This window comes from Pseudomonadota bacterium, assembly GCA_027624955.1.
In the GTDB taxonomy this organism is placed as follows: domain Bacteria; phylum Pseudomonadota; class Alphaproteobacteria; order UBA828; family UBA828; genus PTKB01.
The window spans coordinates 112,460-128,549 of the sequence record JAQBTG010000002.1 but is presented as its reverse complement, the minus strand read 5'-3'; the positions used below and the strand labels follow the sequence as shown (position 1 = coordinate 128,549).

The 16,090-nt window shown below is 60.1% G+C and carries 17 protein-coding genes; 6 read left to right on the top strand and 11 right to left on the bottom strand.

Annotation, left to right across the window (positions count from 1 at the left end; all coding sequences use genetic code 11):
* The first annotated feature begins 34 nt into the window (after window positions 1-34).
* The 3 genes from O3A94_01440 to groL all read left to right on the top strand — a co-directional run bounded on the left by O3A94_01440 (window position 35) and on the right by groL (window position 3,634).
* Window positions 35-1,297, top strand: a complete 1,263-nt coding sequence (locus tag O3A94_01440) for an adenylate/guanylate cyclase domain-containing protein (GenBank protein ID MDA1354913.1) — start codon at window positions 35-37, stop codon at window positions 1,295-1,297.
* Between the two features lie 244 nt (window positions 1,298-1,541).
* A complete protein-coding gene (locus O3A94_01435; GenBank protein MDA1354912.1) occupies window positions 1,542-1,859 on the top strand; it encodes a co-chaperone GroES in 318 nt (105 codons plus the stop codon).
* A 122-nt stretch (window positions 1,860-1,981) separates the two neighbouring features.
* A complete protein-coding gene (groL, locus tag O3A94_01430) occupies window positions 1,982-3,634 on the top strand; it encodes a chaperonin GroEL (GenBank protein MDA1354911.1) in 1,653 nt (550 codons plus the stop codon).
* Between the two features lie 111 nt (window positions 3,635-3,745).
* On the opposite strand, the gene O3A94_01425 is transcribed toward groL, so the two are convergent.
* The 3 genes from O3A94_01425 to O3A94_01415 form a co-directional block, all read right to left on the bottom strand.
* Window positions 3,746-5,149: an FAD-binding oxidoreductase gene (locus O3A94_01425; protein ID MDA1354910.1), complete on the bottom strand. Its 1,404-nt coding sequence runs from the start codon at window positions 5,147-5,149 to the stop codon at window positions 3,746-3,748.
* Window positions 5,150-5,257: 108 nt separating this feature from the next.
* Window positions 5,258-5,533: an usg protein gene (locus tag O3A94_01420; protein MDA1354909.1), complete on the bottom strand. Its 276-nt coding sequence runs from the start codon at window positions 5,531-5,533 to the stop codon at window positions 5,258-5,260.
* A gap of 129 nt (window positions 5,534-5,662) precedes the next feature.
* Window positions 5,663-6,217 carry a cupin domain-containing protein gene (locus O3A94_01415; protein MDA1354908.1) on the bottom strand — a complete coding sequence of 185 codons (555 nt, stop codon included), beginning with the start codon at window positions 6,215-6,217 and terminating at the stop codon, window positions 5,663-5,665.
* Between the two features lie 161 nt (window positions 6,218-6,378).
* Here O3A94_01415 and O3A94_01410 point away from each other — a divergent pair, with 161 nt between their 5' ends.
* Window positions 6,379-7,221, top strand: a complete 843-nt coding sequence (locus tag O3A94_01410; protein MDA1354907.1) for a carbohydrate ABC transporter permease — start codon at window positions 6,379-6,381, stop codon at window positions 7,219-7,221.
* Between the two features lie 9 nt (window positions 7,222-7,230).
* On the opposite strand, the gene O3A94_01405 is transcribed toward O3A94_01410, so the two are convergent.
* The 3 genes from O3A94_01405 to O3A94_01395 form a co-directional block, all read right to left on the bottom strand.
* Window positions 7,231-8,013 (bottom strand): PhzF family phenazine biosynthesis protein, encoded by a 783-nt coding sequence (locus O3A94_01405; protein ID MDA1354906.1) that lies wholly within the window; start codon window positions 8,011-8,013, stop codon window positions 7,231-7,233.
* 99 nt (window positions 8,014-8,112) lie between these two features.
* Window positions 8,113-9,549 (bottom strand): amidase, encoded by a 1,437-nt coding sequence (locus tag O3A94_01400; protein MDA1354905.1) that lies wholly within the window; start codon window positions 9,547-9,549, stop codon window positions 8,113-8,115.
* A gap of 87 nt (window positions 9,550-9,636) precedes the next feature.
* The gene (locus O3A94_01395) at window positions 9,637-10,152 is read right to left on the bottom strand and encodes a MarR family transcriptional regulator (GenBank protein ID MDA1354904.1); all 516 of its coding nucleotides are present in this window, start codon (window positions 10,150-10,152) and stop codon (window positions 9,637-9,639) included.
* Window positions 10,153-10,262: 110 nt separating this feature from the next.
* Here O3A94_01395 and O3A94_01390 point away from each other — a divergent pair, with 110 nt between their 5' ends.
* Entirely contained in the window at window positions 10,263-10,733 is a 471-nt protein-coding gene (locus tag O3A94_01390) for a Spy/CpxP family protein refolding chaperone (GenBank protein ID MDA1354903.1), read from the top strand.
* A gap of 39 nt (window positions 10,734-10,772) precedes the next feature.
* Entirely contained in the window at window positions 10,773-11,243 is a 471-nt protein-coding gene (locus tag O3A94_01385; protein ID MDA1354902.1) for an isoprenylcysteine carboxylmethyltransferase family protein, read from the top strand.
* Between the two features lie 6 nt (window positions 11,244-11,249).
* Here O3A94_01385 and O3A94_01380 read toward each other — a convergent pair whose 3' ends face one another.
* The 5 genes from O3A94_01380 to O3A94_01360 form a co-directional block, all read right to left on the bottom strand.
* Window positions 11,250-12,254 carry an isopenicillin N synthase family oxygenase gene (locus O3A94_01380; GenBank protein MDA1354901.1) on the bottom strand — a complete coding sequence of 335 codons (1,005 nt, stop codon included), beginning with the start codon at window positions 12,252-12,254 and terminating at the stop codon, window positions 11,250-11,252.
* A 104-nt stretch (window positions 12,255-12,358) separates the two neighbouring features.
* Entirely contained in the window at window positions 12,359-13,576 is a 1,218-nt protein-coding gene (locus O3A94_01375) for an FAD binding domain-containing protein (protein MDA1354900.1), read from the bottom strand.
* A gap of 22 nt (window positions 13,577-13,598) precedes the next feature.
* On the bottom strand, window positions 13,599-14,783 hold the full coding sequence (locus O3A94_01370; GenBank protein MDA1354899.1) for a methionine synthase: 1,185 nt from the start codon (window positions 14,781-14,783) through the stop codon (window positions 13,599-13,601).
* 26 nt (window positions 14,784-14,809) lie between these two features.
* Window positions 14,810-14,941: a hypothetical protein gene (locus O3A94_01365; GenBank protein MDA1354898.1), complete on the bottom strand. Its 132-nt coding sequence runs from the start codon at window positions 14,939-14,941 to the stop codon at window positions 14,810-14,812.
* A 7-nt stretch (window positions 14,942-14,948) separates the two neighbouring features.
* Entirely contained in the window at window positions 14,949-15,980 is a 1,032-nt protein-coding gene (locus tag O3A94_01360) for an LLM class flavin-dependent oxidoreductase (protein ID MDA1354897.1), read from the bottom strand.
* Between the last annotated feature and the right edge of the window lie 110 nt (window positions 15,981-16,090).

Genomic DNA, 16,090 nt, shown 5'->3' with positions numbered 1-16,090 from the left:
CGAATTGGCCGGCACATGTTCGGGGCAGAATAGCTTGCAGAAACAGACCTCACTCAACACCGCACTTATCGGGAAATTCATCCCGAATTTACGCGATCGGGCGGAAGAAGTGGGCTTTCGCGCCTCTCGCGCGGCGGTCGAGCTGCGCGATACGCGGGCCACGCTGTTTCTGTTCATCGCCGTCAACAGTTCCTTTGCCGTGGTCGATGTCTGGCTGTACCCGGAGATTTTGATACATCTCCTATTACTACGCCTCGGGATGGCGAATGCGGTGTTGGTCGCGCTCCTGGCGTTCACTTTCGTCCCCCATCTGGCACAGCGCTCCGCTCTCTTATTTTTCACGGCGACATTTTCTTACGTAATTTTTTATGCCTTTTTTTGTGAAGTCGCGCACGCTCCGCCGCTCTATGTTTCCGGCGTCGTCATGCTATTTTTTGGCGTCTACGCGATCGCGCCATTGCGCTACGCCGAGGCAGTCTTGCTCGGTTGGTCCGGCACGGCGCTCCTTCTCGGCCTTATCGCCGGCTTGGAGCTGCTAACCCTGGTCGAGCTGATCATTCTGGCCGGCGAGTTGATGGCGGTGAATAGCCTCGGCATGTTCACGCTTTACCGCCTGGAGCGCTTGCGCCGGCAGGAATATTTAAACCTCAACCAAATCGACACCGAGAGAACGCGCTATCACGACTTGTTGGTGCGCATCTTGCCGGCCTCCATCGCCGAGCGCATGCGCGGCGGCGAGCAGCATATTTCCGACCGCTTTGACGAGGCGAGCGTGCTGTTCACCGATATTGTCGGCTTCACCAGCCTGTCAGCAAAACTCCAACCTGAAGAAGTGCTGGGCCTGTTGGAGCGCACGTTCGCCGCTTTCGACGCGCTGGTAAAAAAGCACGGGCTGGAAAAGATCAAGACCGTCGGAGACGCCTATCTCGTCGCCGCCGGATTGCCCGAGCCACGCGCCGATCATGCCGAGGCGATCGCGGATTTCGCTCTCGACCTGCAACGCGCGGCGCCGCGAATAGCGCTCCCTGACGGCGGCAATTTGGCCATTCGCGTCGGCTTCCATTGCGGCCCGTTGATCGCCGGAGTGATTGGCGAGAGCCGCTTTCTGTACGACATGTGGGGCGACACGGTAAATGTCGCGAGCCGCATGGAAAGCCTGGGCGAGGCCGGGAAAATTCAAGTGAGCGACGCGGCGCACGAAAGATTAAGGGAAGATTTTGTCCTGGAGCCGCGCGGCATGGTCTCGGTCAAGGGCCGGGGCGAGATGCAAACCTGGTGGCTAACCGGCCGGAAATAAACCCTTAGTTCACCGCGCCGCGACCGTCCGCCGGCTCGAAATAAAGCTTAGAATTTCGATATAAGTCGTTCCAGATCAACAGCTTATTTCTTATGTCTGCGGCAGTCGGCGAGAAATCGCGACTGCGGCCCCTTGAAACACTTGAATCACTGCCCAAATCGATGCTAGCACTCGCCCTCAACGAGTGCTAACAAGGCTCGAACATTCGGTTATTCATCACAGAACGCAGCAATTGGAGGGTACTATGAAATTTCGGCCACTGCATGACAGGGTCGTTGTTCGCCGTATTAGCGAGAACGAGAAGACAGCCGGCGGCATCATCATTCCGGATTCGGCACAAGAGAAGCCCCAAGAAGGTGAAATCATTTCCGTCGGCCCCGGCGCACGCGGCACGGACGGTAAAGTTTATGCGCTGGACGTGAAGGCGGGTGACCGCGTTTTGTTTGGCAAATGGTCAGGCAATGAAGTCTCGATCGATGGCGAAGAGCTGTTGATCATGAAAGAATCCGACATCATGGCGGTGCTGGAAGGCAAGGCCGCAGCCAAGAAGAAGGCCGCGTAGGCCAAGCGCTTATCCGCAAAGCCGACATCTTCAAAACCAATTGGCCCGCGCTCAGGACCACAGGCCGATAGCGCAGGTTCAAGCGCTTCGGTGCAACGAAACAAAGTAAGGAAGCAAGTAACATGGCTGCTAAAGAAGTAATTTTTTCCTCCGATGCTCGCACGCGCATGCTGCGCGGCGTCGATATCCTGGCCAACGCGGTCGGGGTGACACTTGGGCCCAAAGGCCGCAATGTAGTGCTCGACAAATCCTTCGGCGCACCGCGCATCACCAAGGATGGCGTAACCGTCGCCAAGGAAATCGAGCTCAGCGACAAATTCGAGAATATGGGCGCTCAGCTCATCCGCGAAGTCGCCAGCAAGACCAATGACGAAGCCGGAGACGGCACCACGACAGCCACGGTCTTGGCCGCGTGCATCGTGCGCGAAGGCCATAAGTCGGTCGCCGCTGGGATGAACCCGATGGACCTCAAGCGCGGCATCGAACTCGCGGTGAAAGCCGTCGTCGCCGACATTAAGAAGCGTTCCAAGCCGGTCAAAACCAGTGAAGAAATTGGCCAAGTTGGTACGATTTCAGCCAATGGCGCCGCCCATGTTGGCCAAATGATCTCCCAAGCCATGGAGAAAGTCGGCAAAGAAGGCGTTATCACGGTTGAAGAGGCCAAAGGCCTGGAGACCGAGCTTGAAGTTGTCGAGGGCATGCAATTCGACCGTGGGTATCAGTCGCCCTATTTCATCACCAATGCCGACAAGATGACCTGTGATCTGGAGAATCCTTATATTCTCCTGCACGAGAAGAAACTCTCGAACATGCAGGCCATGATCCCGCTCCTCGAGGCCGTCGTTCAGTCCAGCCGTCCGCTGCTGATCATCGCCGAAGAAGTTGAGGGTGAAGCCCTTGCCACACTGGTGGTCAACAAACTGCGTGGTGGCCTCAAGGTCTCCGCCGTCAAGGCGCCGGGCTTCGGCGATCGCCGCAAAGCGATGCTCGAAGACATCGCTACCCTGACCGGTGGTGAAGTGATTAGTGAAGATCTCGGCATCAAGCTCGAGAACGTCACGTTGGACATGCTCGGCACCGCCAAGCGCGTCAACATCACCAAAGAAGAGACCACGATTGTTAGCGGCGCTGGCAAGAAAGCCGACATCGCCGGACGCTGCAACCAGATCCGTGCTCAGATCGAAGAAACCTCATCCGATTATGATCGTGAAAAACTGCAAGAGCGGTTGGCCAAGCTGGCCGGCGGCGTTGCCGTGATCAAGGTCGGCGGAGCCACCGAGATCGAAGTGAAAGAGAGCAAGGACCTGGTCGAGGACGCGCTCAATTCCACCCGCGCTGCTGTCGAAGAAGGCATCGTCCCGGGCGGCGGCATGGCGCTCCTGTATGCCATCAAGGCGCTTGATAATCTGAAGGGCGAGAATGCCGATCAGGATGTCGGCGTCGAAGTGATCCGTAAAGCGCTCCGCACCCCGGCGCGTCTGATTGTCGAGAATGCCGGTGTCGACGGGTCGCTGGTGATCGGCAAACTTCTCGAGCAGAAGAGCAACACCTGGGGCTTCGATGCGCAGAAGGAACAATATTGCGACATGATCAAATCGGGCATCATTGATCCCGCGAAGGTCGTGCGCACTGCGCTTCAGGACGCGGCTTCGGTGGCTGGTCTGATGATCACCACGGAAGCGATGATCGCCGAACGTCCGGAGCCGAAAGGCGCGGCCGGCGGCGGAGCCCCCGACATGGGCGGCATGGGCGGCATGGGTGGCATGGGAATGTAATCCCAAGCCAACCGCCTTCGAAATCAAGAGGTCGCCTTCGGGCGGCCTCTTTTTTTATGCTTTGTCGTATGGAGTTTGGCGGATGTGCGGTGCCTGGGGGATGTGCCGAATCTAGGGGTTTTCGAACAAGACACCCGGATTGAGCAATCCGGCCGGGTCCAACAACCGTTTCATGCCGCGCATGAGGTCAATTTCCTCCGCCGTACGCGAATAATGCAGATAGGCGCGCTTAGCAATGCCGATACCGTGTTCGGCACTGATGCTGCCCTTGAGTTCAGCGACATGGGAATAAATGCTCTCTGCCAGTGCCGGGCCCTTGGCGTAAAACGCCTCCGTCGACAGTCCCGGCTTTTGGATCATGTTGACATGCACGTTGCCATCGCCGAGATGGCCAAACAGCAGAACGCGTAAATCGCCCGTCTCCTCGCCCAATTGCTCCATCCGGTCGAGGAAACCAGGTAGCGCGCCGGGCGGCACCGTGACGTCGAATTTATGCGTAAGCCCAGCGCGGCTGATCGCCTCGGTCACGCCGTCGCGCAGGCGCCAAATGTGTTGCGCTTGGGCATAGCTGTCGGCCACCACGGCATCGACGGCAAGGCCACTTTCAATCACGCCCGCCAAGCGCTCCAAAAAGGCGTCGCGCTCATTCTCGCCGGCGCCGGTTTCTTCCTCGACGATAACGCAAGCCGGATAGGCCTTGTCGAACGGATCACGCGCCGCGGGCTCAACTTCCTTATAGAGCGCAATCGAATCGCGGGTGATGATCTCAAGCGATGACAGTCCGCGCAGCCGCTCGCGCACCATAGTTAGCAGTTCGGGGAGACGATCGCGCGTATCCAATGCCAGCAACGCCGTCTGCACCGCGTGCGGCGCCGGTCGGACCTGCAGCACGGCGCGGGTAATAATGCCCAACATGCCTTCCGAACCGATAAACACATGCTTGAGATCGAGGCCGGTATTGTTCTTCTTCAGGCTATTGAGATTGCAGAGAATGGTGCCGTCGGCCAGCACCACTTCAAGGCCCAACACCTGCTCGCGCATATGGCCATAGCGCAGCACTTTGATGCCGCCGGCGTTGGTCGCGATCATGCCGCCGATCTGACAGGTGCCGCGCGCGCCGAGATCAACCGGCAGCACATGGCCGCGCGCCGCCAAATCTTCATGCAACGCCTGCAGCACCACGCCGGCTTCCACCTGGACGGTGGCAGAGGCGGCATCGAAAGATTCAATCGCGTTCAAGCGTGACAGGCTGAGCACCACTTCACCGGCACGCGGCACGGAGCCGCCGACCAGCCCGGTATTGCCGCCTTGCGGCACCAGCGCCAGGCCAAGCTTGCGGCAGGCGCGCACGCACGCAGCGACTTCTTCGGTGTTGTGCGGGCGCAGCACACAGGGTGCCGTGCCGCTAAATTTGCGCGTCCAGTCAGTGGTATAGGCCGCGACTTCCTCAGGCTCGCTCAGCACCAGGCCGGGCTGGCCCAGTTCGGCAGCCAGCTGATCCGCAATATTCTCCACACGCCCTCCTTCGGTCGCTCCGATACGAAAAATTGAAGGCCTTATGTGCGCGAAATTAGCCGGCCGGTCAAACGCCGGATGGGATAAATTTCGTCTCTCGGATAAAAGTCAGTGCAGGCGGAATTCGCCGTCGACCTTGCGCACCTCACCGGGGTGAATCACGCGCGAATGGGCGATCCGCACGGAATGCAGCTTGCCGTCCAGATTGCGTTCCCAATATTCGAGAAAATCATGCAGGGCGGGAAACTCCGGCGCCTTGTCGAGCTTCTGCCAAACGAATGTTTGCAGCAGATGGTAGGCGTCGGGCATGTGGTAGAGGATTTCCGCCGTGGTGAGGCGGAAGTCGTTGAGCTGCTTTTCGAAGTCACTCGCTGAAAGGCTCATAATCTCAAAATGCTAGCATGTTCATTTTAAGAATCTATGAATATTTGCGACCAAACTATTATTATTGTTTAATTTCAATGCCTAACATAGTTTCTGACGGCGTGAGGTTGGGCTGGCCGCAACCTGCTTCTAGGGCGACTCCGCGTCGTCGCCGCGATAGACGAGATCGCCGGTCACATCGAATTCGATGCCGAGTTTCTTCGCCTGGTCGATGGTTTCCTGTGGCCACAGCACCTTGCCCGGATCGGTGCCGCCGATAATCGCCAGCATCATCGCGCTCTCTTCGCCGACATTCTTGAAGCCGCGGCTGAGACCAATCGGAACCGAGACCGTGTCGTACTGGGTAAGAATCGCCTCATACACCGTGCCGTCGGAATTTTGCCAATCGATGGACCAGGTGCCACTCAGAATAAAGAAACACTCGATCGTCGCATGGATATGACGCGACGAGCCCTTGCCGGGATCGCAGCGGATGATGCCGACATTGAAATCGCGGTTGTCGATGATCGGCGGGATGAGGTCTTTGTCCTCGACCACACCGCGCCCGATAATACTGTAAATATCACGCTCATAGCCGGGTATCAGAGCGTCGACGAAGGCCCGAGTGCTCAGCTTCAGCTCCTTGTAGCGCCCGACCCGCTCGCTCTCGATGTATTCCGGGCTGGCGTCGATCCGTTCCACCATGTCGCCGATCCTTTTCTGTTTTCAACCTCGCGCAATATCGCATGAACACAGGGCAGGCTGGAAGGGGCAGGATGTGCGGCCGATAATTGATATGAGGCGGGCCACAACTTCTCTATTGTCAGCCGCCATGGTGGCTTCGTCCAAATCATGTTGGCCAAATCATGTTGAATGAAGCGCGGCGGTTGTCGCCGCTCAGTCGCCTCGGCCTTGCGGCGGCACTGGTATTTGCCATTTTCCCGATTCTTTGGCTGCTGTCGAAATCCTTCATGCCATGGGTCGAATATTCCGCCAATCCGGCAATTTGGGTGACGTCTAATCCCACGCTCGACAATTACCACGACGTCTTCTTCGACTATGTAAATTTGATGGGCTGGCCGCAAAGCTCGTCTTGGCGCGCCATGCTTTCCTCGACCATCATCGCCGTCACTGCCACCTTTTTCTCGGTTGCCATCGGCTTGCTCGCGGCCCTCGCCATCTCGCGCTACCGCATCGGCGGAAACTTCATGGCATTGCAGATTCTCTCCTTCCGCATGGTGCCGCCAATCGCCGTGGCGGTGCCGTTTGCCATTCTCGGCACCACCATCGGCGCCACATTCACGCCGGTCCTGCTAACGCTGGTTTACATCGCCTACACCGTGCCGCTATCGACCTGGATGCTGAAAAGTTTCATCGACCAGACGCCGCGCGAGCTTGAAGATGCGGCGATGATGGACGGCCTGTCGCGCTGGCATGCGCATTTTCGGGTGACGCTGCCGCTGATGCGCGGCGGCTTGGCGGCGACGATATTGTTCATCTTCATTCTAAATTGGAGCGAGGGGGCGATTGCCCTAGCGCTGGCGGCCGGGCGCTATGTCACCATCCCGGTGCAGATCGCCGACAAGGTCGCGAGCCCACATGTACAGGTCGCCCTCGCGGTCCTCGCCGCGCTGCCGCCGCTGGTTCTCGGAATTGCCATTCAGCGGCATCTCAGCCGGGGGTTTACTTTTGGCGCGATCAAGCAGTAATCGCTGGGCCTAAACGGTAATTTCGGCCTTCATATATTCGCTGGCGCGCCCGGAGATACCGACTCGCTCGCCGTTCAACACGCATGTAAGGTCGCCGCCGCGCGCCGATATCTGACGCGCCCGCATCTCCGTTTTGCCAAGACGACCCGCCCAATAGGGCGTCAACATGCAATGCGCCGAGCCGGTCACCGGGTCCTCAGGAATGTCGTGTTTCGGCGCGAAGAAGCGCGAGACGAAATCGACATCGTCGCCTGCCGCGGTGATGATGACGCCACGGCGCTCAAGCCTCTTAAGCGCGTTAAAATCGGGCGCGATGGCGGCGATCTGGCATTGGCGCTCAAACACCGCCATGAAATCCGCCCCGCCATAGAGAAAACTTGGCTCAGCGCCAAGCGCCTGAATGATGTCTTCGCTCACAGCCAATTTGCTGCCGGGCTGCGACGGAAAATCCATCGCCAACAACCCGCCGGCGCCGCGCGCCACTGAAAGCCGGCCACTCCTGGTGTCGAAATTCACCGCGCCGGCGTCGCGCTCAATATGCTCGAACACCACATGCGCCGACGCCAAGGTGGCGTGACCGCAGAGATCGACCTCCGCCACGGGGGTGAACCAGCGCAGCTCATAGGCATCGCCCTTGGCCACCAGGTAAGCGGTCTCCGACAGATTGTTCTCGCCGGCGATGGCCTGCAGGAGATCATCGTCGAGCCAGGCATCGAGCGGGCATACCGCCGCCGGATTTCCCTTGAACACCGCGTCGGCGAAGGCATCAACCTGATACATCGTTATCTTCATGGCTCTGATATGCCGTAATTTGCGCAGCAGAACAAGCCAGCGGTTAGGCTAGCGGGTTGGCGCCGTCCGACGCGTAAACGCGCGGTGGCGTTGGGCGGGTTAATCCACCATCGCCGGTTTGCGGTCCTTCCACGGCAGCGCCTGTTCGAGCTGCCCGGCGAGGCGCAACAGCATCGCTTCGCCCAAGTCGCGGCCGACAAATTGCATGCCGATCGGCAGGCCGCTGGCGGTGGTATGCAACGGCAGCGAAATTGCCGGCTGGCCTGAGGCGTTCATCGGCGCCGTGAAAGGGCAATCGGGCAACATTTTGGTGCGGTTGTAGGTTTCGACGTCGAGCGACATGTCGTAATAGCCATGTTTGCGCGCCGGCACCGGGATCGACGGCATGAGCCAGGTATCGTAGGCCGCCATTTTTCCTGCCATATCGCGGCACATCATCCGCATTCTCTCGACATCGTTGGAATGCTCGACGCCGGAGATGCTGCGGCCTTGTTCCACCATGCTCACGTAAAGCGGCGCCAATTCACCATCTTTAGGCGGGCGGCCGACAAGGGCGCCCATGGCATCGATCCAGCCCGCCGTTTGCACTGCGGTGATCCGCATATAAGCGTCCATCAGCGGCCAAAAATCATAAGGAATTGGCTGCGCTTCCACCGTATGGCCAAGCTCCTCCAGCAGTTTTCCCGTCGCCTGCAACGCCTTGGCCACGTCGCCGTCGATCGGTGTGCAGCCGTCGGGCGATTCCGCGACCATGGCAATTTTGAGCTTGCCGGGCGACGTACCGGCCTCGGTGAGAAACGGCACCGCCGGCTTGGGCGCGGTATAGGGCTCGCCGGGCAGCGAGCCGTTGACCACGTCAAGATATTGGGCCGTGTCGCGCACGCTCCGCGACAGGCACAGGAAGACCGCGCCGCCATACCAGAAATCAACCGCCGCCGGCGCGCCGGATACTCTGCCGCGCGATGGTTTGAGGCCGACCAATCCCGAGTGCGAAGCCGGCACCCGGATCGAGCCGCCGCCGTCGCTGGCTTCGGCAATCGGCAACACGCGTGCCGCTACCGCCGCCGCCGCACCGCCCGAAGAGCCGCCCGGTGTGCGCGATGTATCCCACGGGCTGCGCACAGTACCGAACAGCCTCGGCTCGCAGGCCAGCGCCCAGCCAAGCTCCGGCACGTTGCTTTTGCCCAGCAGCGTAAACCCCGCCGCCTTGGTGAGCGTTACCGTGTGTGAATCGAACGGCGCCACCAAATCCTTCATATATGGGCAGCCATTGGTCATCGGCTGACCTTCCCAGGCCGTCGCTAGCTCCTTGATCAGCCACGGCACGCCCTTGAAGGGGCCGTCCGGCAGCGCTGGATCGGCGGCCATATGCCGACCCACATGGAACGCGTCATTGGTTAGAAAATTGAGCTCCGGATTGAGCGCCTCGGCGCGCCGGATCGCTTCTTCCATGATCTCGCTCGGCGTAATTTCCTTCTTGCTGACAAGTTCAGTCAGACCGATGCCGTCGAGGTCGCCATATTCTGGGAAGGACATGTCATCTCCAGTTTGTTCGTGTGGGCTGCGCATACGTCGGCGCTCAACATACGCCCGTGCGCGCTGCCGCGAAAGCCATGCTACGGGCTAGCCATCTTCCTTGCAGGTGAACTTGCGCGCGAGAGTGCGGAGAGTCGCCACAGTCGTTTCGAGATCGCCGAGATCCATATCTGCCGCCAGCCGTTCCGCCATTTCCTCGAAGCTCGTGCTCAACCCGGCGTAAAACTCCTCGCCCGCCAGCGTGACCGCCAGCAGGCGCGAGCGTTTATGCGCCGGATTGGCAATAAATTCGACCAGCCCGAGCGCCACCATCTCGTTGGCCATGCGCTGAATATGCTGGCGCGCCACCGGGCGCACACGGGCGAGCGCCGGCACGGTCTGCGGCCCGTTCTCCACCAGCGAGCGCAACAAGCCGTACACTCCAGCGCCCGTAGGGGTGACCGCGCCGATGGTTGCGCCGCCGGCGGCGGGTGCGGTGATCTCCTTGCCGGCAGCGCGCATCTTGAAAAATGCCTGCGCCAGCCCCCACATCAATTCCATAAGGGCGCGCCCCTCGGGTGTCGAGGGCACCCTATCAGCGCTCTTTGCGTCATGCTTGGCCATCGCCCGAACCGTATCGTGCCGCCCCTTGAAAAGCAATAATAGGCACCTATATTGTCATTATGACAACAAACTTGTCACTTTTGTTTCAAACCTAACAAGGGAGCATGAAGATGAGACGCAGGACCTTATTCATCGGCGGCGGCGTCGCCGCAGTGGCGTTAGCGCTGACTTTTGTAGGGCTTAAAGTGAGCCACCATTCGGCCTGGGCGCACGGCGGGCATCACATGGCGGGCAGCATGTCAGGTGGCATGATGCATTTCTGTTCGTCAGACCAAGGCGCGCATTTTGATCGCCTATCGGGCCATCTCAAATCCGAGCTTGATCTCGACGGCGCCCAGTTAGCGGCATGGGACGACCTCGCCTCCGTCTGGCGACACAGCGAAACCACGATGCGCGCGAGCTGCGCTGCGATCGAGAACAGCGCCGAGACCCAGGGCGTGGGCGGATTATTGGCGCGCGCTGAAATCCAAATGGAATCCGGCCTCACTGCCGTCCGCACGCTGCGTCCGGCGTTCGAGCAGTTTCACGCCACGCTCAACGTCGAACAACAAGGCAAGCTCGACAGCTTCGGCCATCGCTAAAGGAATAGCCTTGGCCGCCAAACCATAGGATCATCTCGCATGGCAGATCAAAAAAGTGATTCCTCCGGCGCCATCGCGCCGCCACCCGTCATCGGATTGGCGCTGGCGGTGCTCGGCGTGGTGGTCGGCCAGATCTGGCCGGTCGAGATCATCCCCGCACCCTGGCAGTACGTCGCCGGCGGACCGATTATCGCCGGCTCCGTGCTGCTGGTTGCGAGCGCCTTCCGGCTGTTTCGCAAAGCCAAGACGCCGGTGCCGACATACCGCACGCCACAGGCGTTGGTCACCAGCGGCGTCTATCGCCTGACCCGCAATCCAATCTATCTCTCGATGCTGCTGCTGATCGTCGGCCTCGCCGTGACTCTCGACAATATCTGGCTAATCGCCGCCGCGGCAGTGTTTCAGCAAATCATCCGCTGGGGCGTGATCGCCCGCGAGGAGCCTTTCCTCGAAGCCAAATTCGGCGAGGAATACCGCGCCTTTAAGCAGCGCACGCGGCGCTGGATATAGGCCGTCCTACTCGGCCGCATCTTCCAGCGTTTGCTGGCGGTGCTTCATCACCTTCATGGTGACATGCTCGCCCGATGTGGTGCGGTCATATCTGGCGGGACGCTCGGTGCTGCAACAGGTCGGAATACACTCGACCACTGCGTCATAATTGGGTTGATGGAAAAACAGCAGCGATGTTTTGCTGATATGCGCTTTTTCGCGCGGCGGATTGGCAACGCGGTGCAGCGTTGACACCCAGATATCATTGGTCCATTCCGACATCAAATCGCCGAGATTGACGGCAAATGTGCCGTCGATCCAAGGCACCGGAGACCAGCCGCCGTCGCGGCGCAGCACTTCCAGCCCGCCAACATCGGTGTCGGTTTGGACGATGGTGAGGCTGCCATAATCGGTGTGGGCGCCACCGCGTAGCTGCCCGGATTTAGGCGCGTCGTCCTGGCCGGGATAGTGAATGACGCTGAAATTAGCGATCTGCTTGTTGATCTTGTCCTGGAACCAGCGCTCCGGCAGATCGAGAGCGACGGCGAAAATGCGCATCAGGTCCGCAGCCAAACGCTCCATTTCGCCATAATATGTTTCCCACAAGGCCCGCATGGCGGGCGGGCGTTCTGGCCAGATATTGGGCGCGAACAGGCGCGCACCTTTGGCGCCGAAATGATATTCGTCAAAATCAACGCCGAACGGACCGCAGGAATAGGATTCCTTCAAATCCGGCGGCGTTTCTTCATCGAGGCTAAGTGCCAACGTCTCGCCGCCCGGCGGCGTGTAGCCGCGGTAGCGGTCTGGCGGCATTTGATGCGCCATCTTCTCCCAATAGGGCAAGGCGAAATATTCGTGGCTGACCGCCTGCATGTCGGCAATCAATTGCGGTGACACACCATGCCCCTCGATCACCAAAAAACCGATCTCGCGGCAGGCGCTGTCTAGTTTTGCCGCCACAGCCGCCTTGTCCGAAGCGCCTCCCTTAAGAAACGGCGCGATATCGATCAAGGGAACAGTCTGATCGCTCATGTCCCTACCCTATTTATTTCTAGCTCAGAGATAACATATCGCGCTGCCGAAGGCGATACACGGAATTTAATTGTGGTCAGGCCGAAGGCGGTGAGGCCCTGGAGTCACGGCGGGTCAGGCGGTAGCGAAATATTGCGCAGGCAGGTCTCGGGCCGGCGGTAATATTCGGCCTCGGCGCGCTCTTCCTCAGTGGCGTAGCTCCGCTTCATCTGCGAGCCGAGACGCTGCGAATGGGCGGTGAGATAGCGGCCATAGCGGCAGCGTTCGGTGTCGTACACCTCGAGCGCGTGGCTGATGTCATCTGCGAACACCGTCAGCAGCTCAGCCAGGAGCACCGCATCGCCCGCCGCTTTGGTCACGCCCATGCCGCAATGCGGGCGCGCCAGAAACGCCGCATCTCCAAGCAACAGGGCGCGGCCTGAAACCATCGCCGGCACATCCATATCGACCACGCTTTGAAAAAACGGCGTCTCGATCAGTTCCACCATCTCGCGGAACTGCGGCGCCAAATTGGCGTCAGCCGCGGCGCGCAGCTCGGCCACGGCTTCGCCGCGGATCAAACCGGGCGGAATGCCGAACGGATGATGCTTGCCCGTTTCGTCGGTCATCAGGCGACGCAGCGCACCGTTATCCTCTACCCGGCGGTACCAGACGATATTATAGCGCCGGTGGCCAGGCCGCACGTCGCCGCCCTCGCCGGTAATCGGATAGCCCAGCATATGCTCGCCGGACGGCAGGCAGAAGGCGTAGAGCGAAAACAACGCATCATGAGTTTCACGTGAAACCGCAGCCTCCGGCACGATGCCGCGCCAGGCGACATAGCCGGCATAGACTGGCTTGGCATCCGGCCAATATTGTCGGCGCAGCGTGGAATAAATACCGTCGGCGCCAATCAACAGATCCGCGTCGATCACCGTGCTATTGGCAAACAGCGCCCGCACCCCGGCGTCGGTTTGCTCAGCCCGCGAAAATTCCATACCGGGAAAATAGCGATCAGCCGGAAAAGCCGCGCGCAACAACGCCAACAGGCTGCTCCACGAGCACATGATCTGCGGCAAGCGATGGCGCGCCATGACCGAGCCATCGCGCGCCAGCACGATACGTTCTTCGACGCTGGTGCCGATGGCGTCATTCATGTTGACGCCGGCCTGGTCGAAGGCGGCGAACATTTCAGGATGCGCCGCGATGCCGGCGCCGCGCCCTGACAGCTCCTCGCCGATACGCTCATGCACCGTCACGTCGCAGCCGGCGCGCCACAGCATATTGGCCGCCAGCAAGCCGCCGAGCGAGCCGCCGATGACAACGACGCGGGGGTTCGTCACCTGGCGAAACCGCGTCGTTCGCTCAGCCCCACAATCTTTCGCTGGCGATCTTGGCGCCGTCGGTCAGGGCGCCGAGCTTGGCCCAGGCGACATCGTTGGCGACGAACTCATAGCTGGCGAACGTACCGAAGCCGCAATCCGTGCCGGCAATCACCCGCGTCTTATCACCCACCGCATCGACCACGTTGCAGATGCGGTTGGCCACCACTTCCGGATGTTCGAGATAGTTGGTGGTGACGTCGATGACGCCGGGGATCAGCACCATGCTGTCAGGCAACGGCAAATCGCGGAAGGCCGTGAACTCATGCTCATGGCGCGGATTGCCGAGCGGAATGCTGAGCGCGCCGACCTTGGCCTGATAGAGAATGGGCAGCAAATCCTTCACCGGCACGTCGTCCTGATGTGGCCCCTGCCAATTGCCCCAGCACACATGGAGGCGCACGCGATCCGGCGGCACATCGGCAAGCGCAATGTTCATCGCCTCAATATGCAGCTCGACACGTTCGAGGAATTCGCCGAGCGGCCGGTCGCCATACATGATCACCCGCTCCATCGCCAAGTCTGGGGCATCGAGCTGTAAGACATGGCCCTGACTGACCAAATAGTCATATTCCTTCTTCAATTCCTTGGCGATGCTGAGCACATAATCGCGGTCATTGGCATAGGCCTTGTTGTTCTTACCACGCAGCAAGGTGGTGCTGACGATGCCCGGCGACGCGGCCGTCATGAAGGTCTCTGCATAGCCGCCGGCTGACGCGGCGAGCCCCTCGGCAAAGAGCGCGCATTCGCCGCGCGCACCGCTCAGAGAATCGTCATAATGCAGCTCTTCCAGCGCTTCGGGGGCGTTCCACACCTTCGCCAAATCATCGGTGGCGCCAATCTGGCGGATGAAGAATTCGGCATATTCGGGGAATTTTTCCATATCGGTCGGGCGTTTGCGCACTGATTCGCCGCCGAAGCCCGAGATTCGCTCGGTCACATAAGTGGAAAAGCCGATGCGCGGCACTTCGCCGTCATTGACGATATCGATGCCGGCGCCGAGTTGCTTGGCGAGCACGATGTCGAGCGCGGTGCGCGCCTCGCGCGTCATATCCGCCGGGTCATATTCCTTACGCTGCTCGCGCGCGACCAGCAATTTGGTCAGCGCCTGGGTGCGTGGCAGGCTGCCGGTATGGGTGGTAAGAATTCGTTCGTTGCTATGTTTCATAATGTGCAGCCCTCCCGCCGCGTGAATTAAATTTGATCCGACGCTTCCGGCAGGCCGGCCTTGCGCAATTCACCGAGATACTCCGTCTTTGCCGCCTCTATCAAGCGGGTATAGCCGACCACATCGGCGGCAACTATGGCGGACAAGCGGCGTTCCATGAAATTCTCAGGCAAACTCCGGCATCACATGCTTGGCGAACAGCTCCATCGAATGGGCGGCATCGGCACCCTTGATGCCCGGCATGTGCATCCAGCAGATCATCTCACTGGGGTTTAGCTCGGCCTGATACTTCTTGATCTCGGTGACGGCGAAGTCCGGATCGCCGATAATGTAGCGCCGCTTGAAGCCCTCGAAAGCGACCGTGTCGCTTTGCTCAACCACCTGGCCGTCATCGCCGCGCAGCACGCGATCACCAGCCGCCGAGGCGGCGCCGTAAAGCTCACGGTAGAGATAATCGATCGCCGGCGCCGCCAGCTCTTCCGCTTTCGCAGTGCTCTCAGCAATGAATACCTGGCGGATAATTGGGCGCTCCGGCGGTTGCCACCCGGCCTCTTGAGCAGCGGCGTCATAGGCGGCGTAATGTTCTTTCAATTCGGCGATGCCGTGGCGTGGCGACATAATTTGTATGGCGCGGCGCTTGACCGCCCGGCGCAGGGAGGATGCGGCGGAGACGCCGTACCAGATCGGCGGATGCGGGCGCTGCACGGTTGGCGGCGTCACCCGCGCCTCAGGCGCTTTGTAATATTTGCCGTCGAAATTGAACGGCTCGCCGGTCCACGCGGCAGTCATCAGATCGAGCGCTTCCTCGAACCGGGCGACGCGCTCTTCACGCGGCACGCCATGGGCGGCGAACTCCTCGCTGACATAGCCGGGCGCCACGCCGAACACAAAGCGACCATTCGAGAGATTGTCGAGCACCGCCACGTCTTCGGCCAATTTCAACGGCGCGTAAAGCGGCACAAGGAGAACGCTGGTGCCAATGCGCATGTGCTCGGTCACCGCTGCGGCGCCGGCCATGGCGATCAGCGGCGACGGGCAGAAGCCGTCTTTCTGCACATGATGCGAGGCCTGAAACGCTGAGCTATAGCCGAGCGCTTCGGCGCGCGGCAGGCAAGCCAGCATATCGCCATAAGGCTCCTGCCAGGGAATGCCGCCGCCGGGCGGATTTTGATAGGCGAACAAAAGTCCGAATTTCACGTTTCAGCTCCCAAAAGGTGGCAGGGCACGATTACCAACTGTCCCACTCCTTAGCTATAGCGAGCAATAAAAAACGGGGCCCTACGGCCCCGTTTTTCATTCTTGGGCAG

Excerpts from the sequence above, each read along its gene's own strand:
- O3A94_01435 (MDA1354912.1), top strand. The coding sequence starts at position 1,542 with ATGAAATTTCGGCCACTGCATGACAGGGTCGTTGTTCGCCGTATTAGC.
- groL (MDA1354911.1), top strand. The coding sequence starts at position 1,982 with ATGGCTGCTAAAGAAGTAATTTTTTCCTCCGATGCTCGCACGCGCATG.
- O3A94_01420 (MDA1354909.1), bottom strand. The coding sequence starts at position 5,533 with ATGAGCCTTTCAGCGAGTGACTTCGAAAAGCAGCTCAACGACTTCCGC.
- O3A94_01415 (MDA1354908.1), bottom strand. The coding sequence starts at position 6,217 with ATGGTGGAACGGATCGACGCCAGCCCGGAATACATCGAGAGCGAGCGG.
- O3A94_01410 (MDA1354907.1), top strand. The coding sequence starts at position 6,379 with ATGTTGAATGAAGCGCGGCGGTTGTCGCCGCTCAGTCGCCTCGGCCTT.
- O3A94_01405 (MDA1354906.1), bottom strand. The coding sequence starts at position 8,013 with ATGAAGATAACGATGTATCAGGTTGATGCCTTCGCCGACGCGGTGTTC.
- O3A94_01400 (MDA1354905.1), bottom strand. The coding sequence starts at position 9,549 with ATGTCCTTCCCAGAATATGGCGACCTCGACGGCATCGGTCTGACTGAA.
- O3A94_01395 (MDA1354904.1), bottom strand. The coding sequence starts at position 10,152 with ATGGCCAAGCATGACGCAAAGAGCGCTGATAGGGTGCCCTCGACACCC.
- O3A94_01390 (MDA1354903.1), top strand. The coding sequence starts at position 10,263 with ATGAGACGCAGGACCTTATTCATCGGCGGCGGCGTCGCCGCAGTGGCG.
- O3A94_01385 (MDA1354902.1), top strand. The coding sequence starts at position 10,773 with ATGGCAGATCAAAAAAGTGATTCCTCCGGCGCCATCGCGCCGCCACCC.
- O3A94_01380 (MDA1354901.1), bottom strand. The coding sequence starts at position 12,254 with ATGAGCGATCAGACTGTTCCCTTGATCGATATCGCGCCGTTTCTTAAG.
- O3A94_01370 (MDA1354899.1), bottom strand. The coding sequence starts at position 14,783 with ATGAAACATAGCAACGAACGAATTCTTACCACCCATACCGGCAGCCTG.
- O3A94_01365 (MDA1354898.1), bottom strand. The coding sequence starts at position 14,941 with ATGGAACGCCGCTTGTCCGCCATAGTTGCCGCCGATGTGGTCGGCTAT.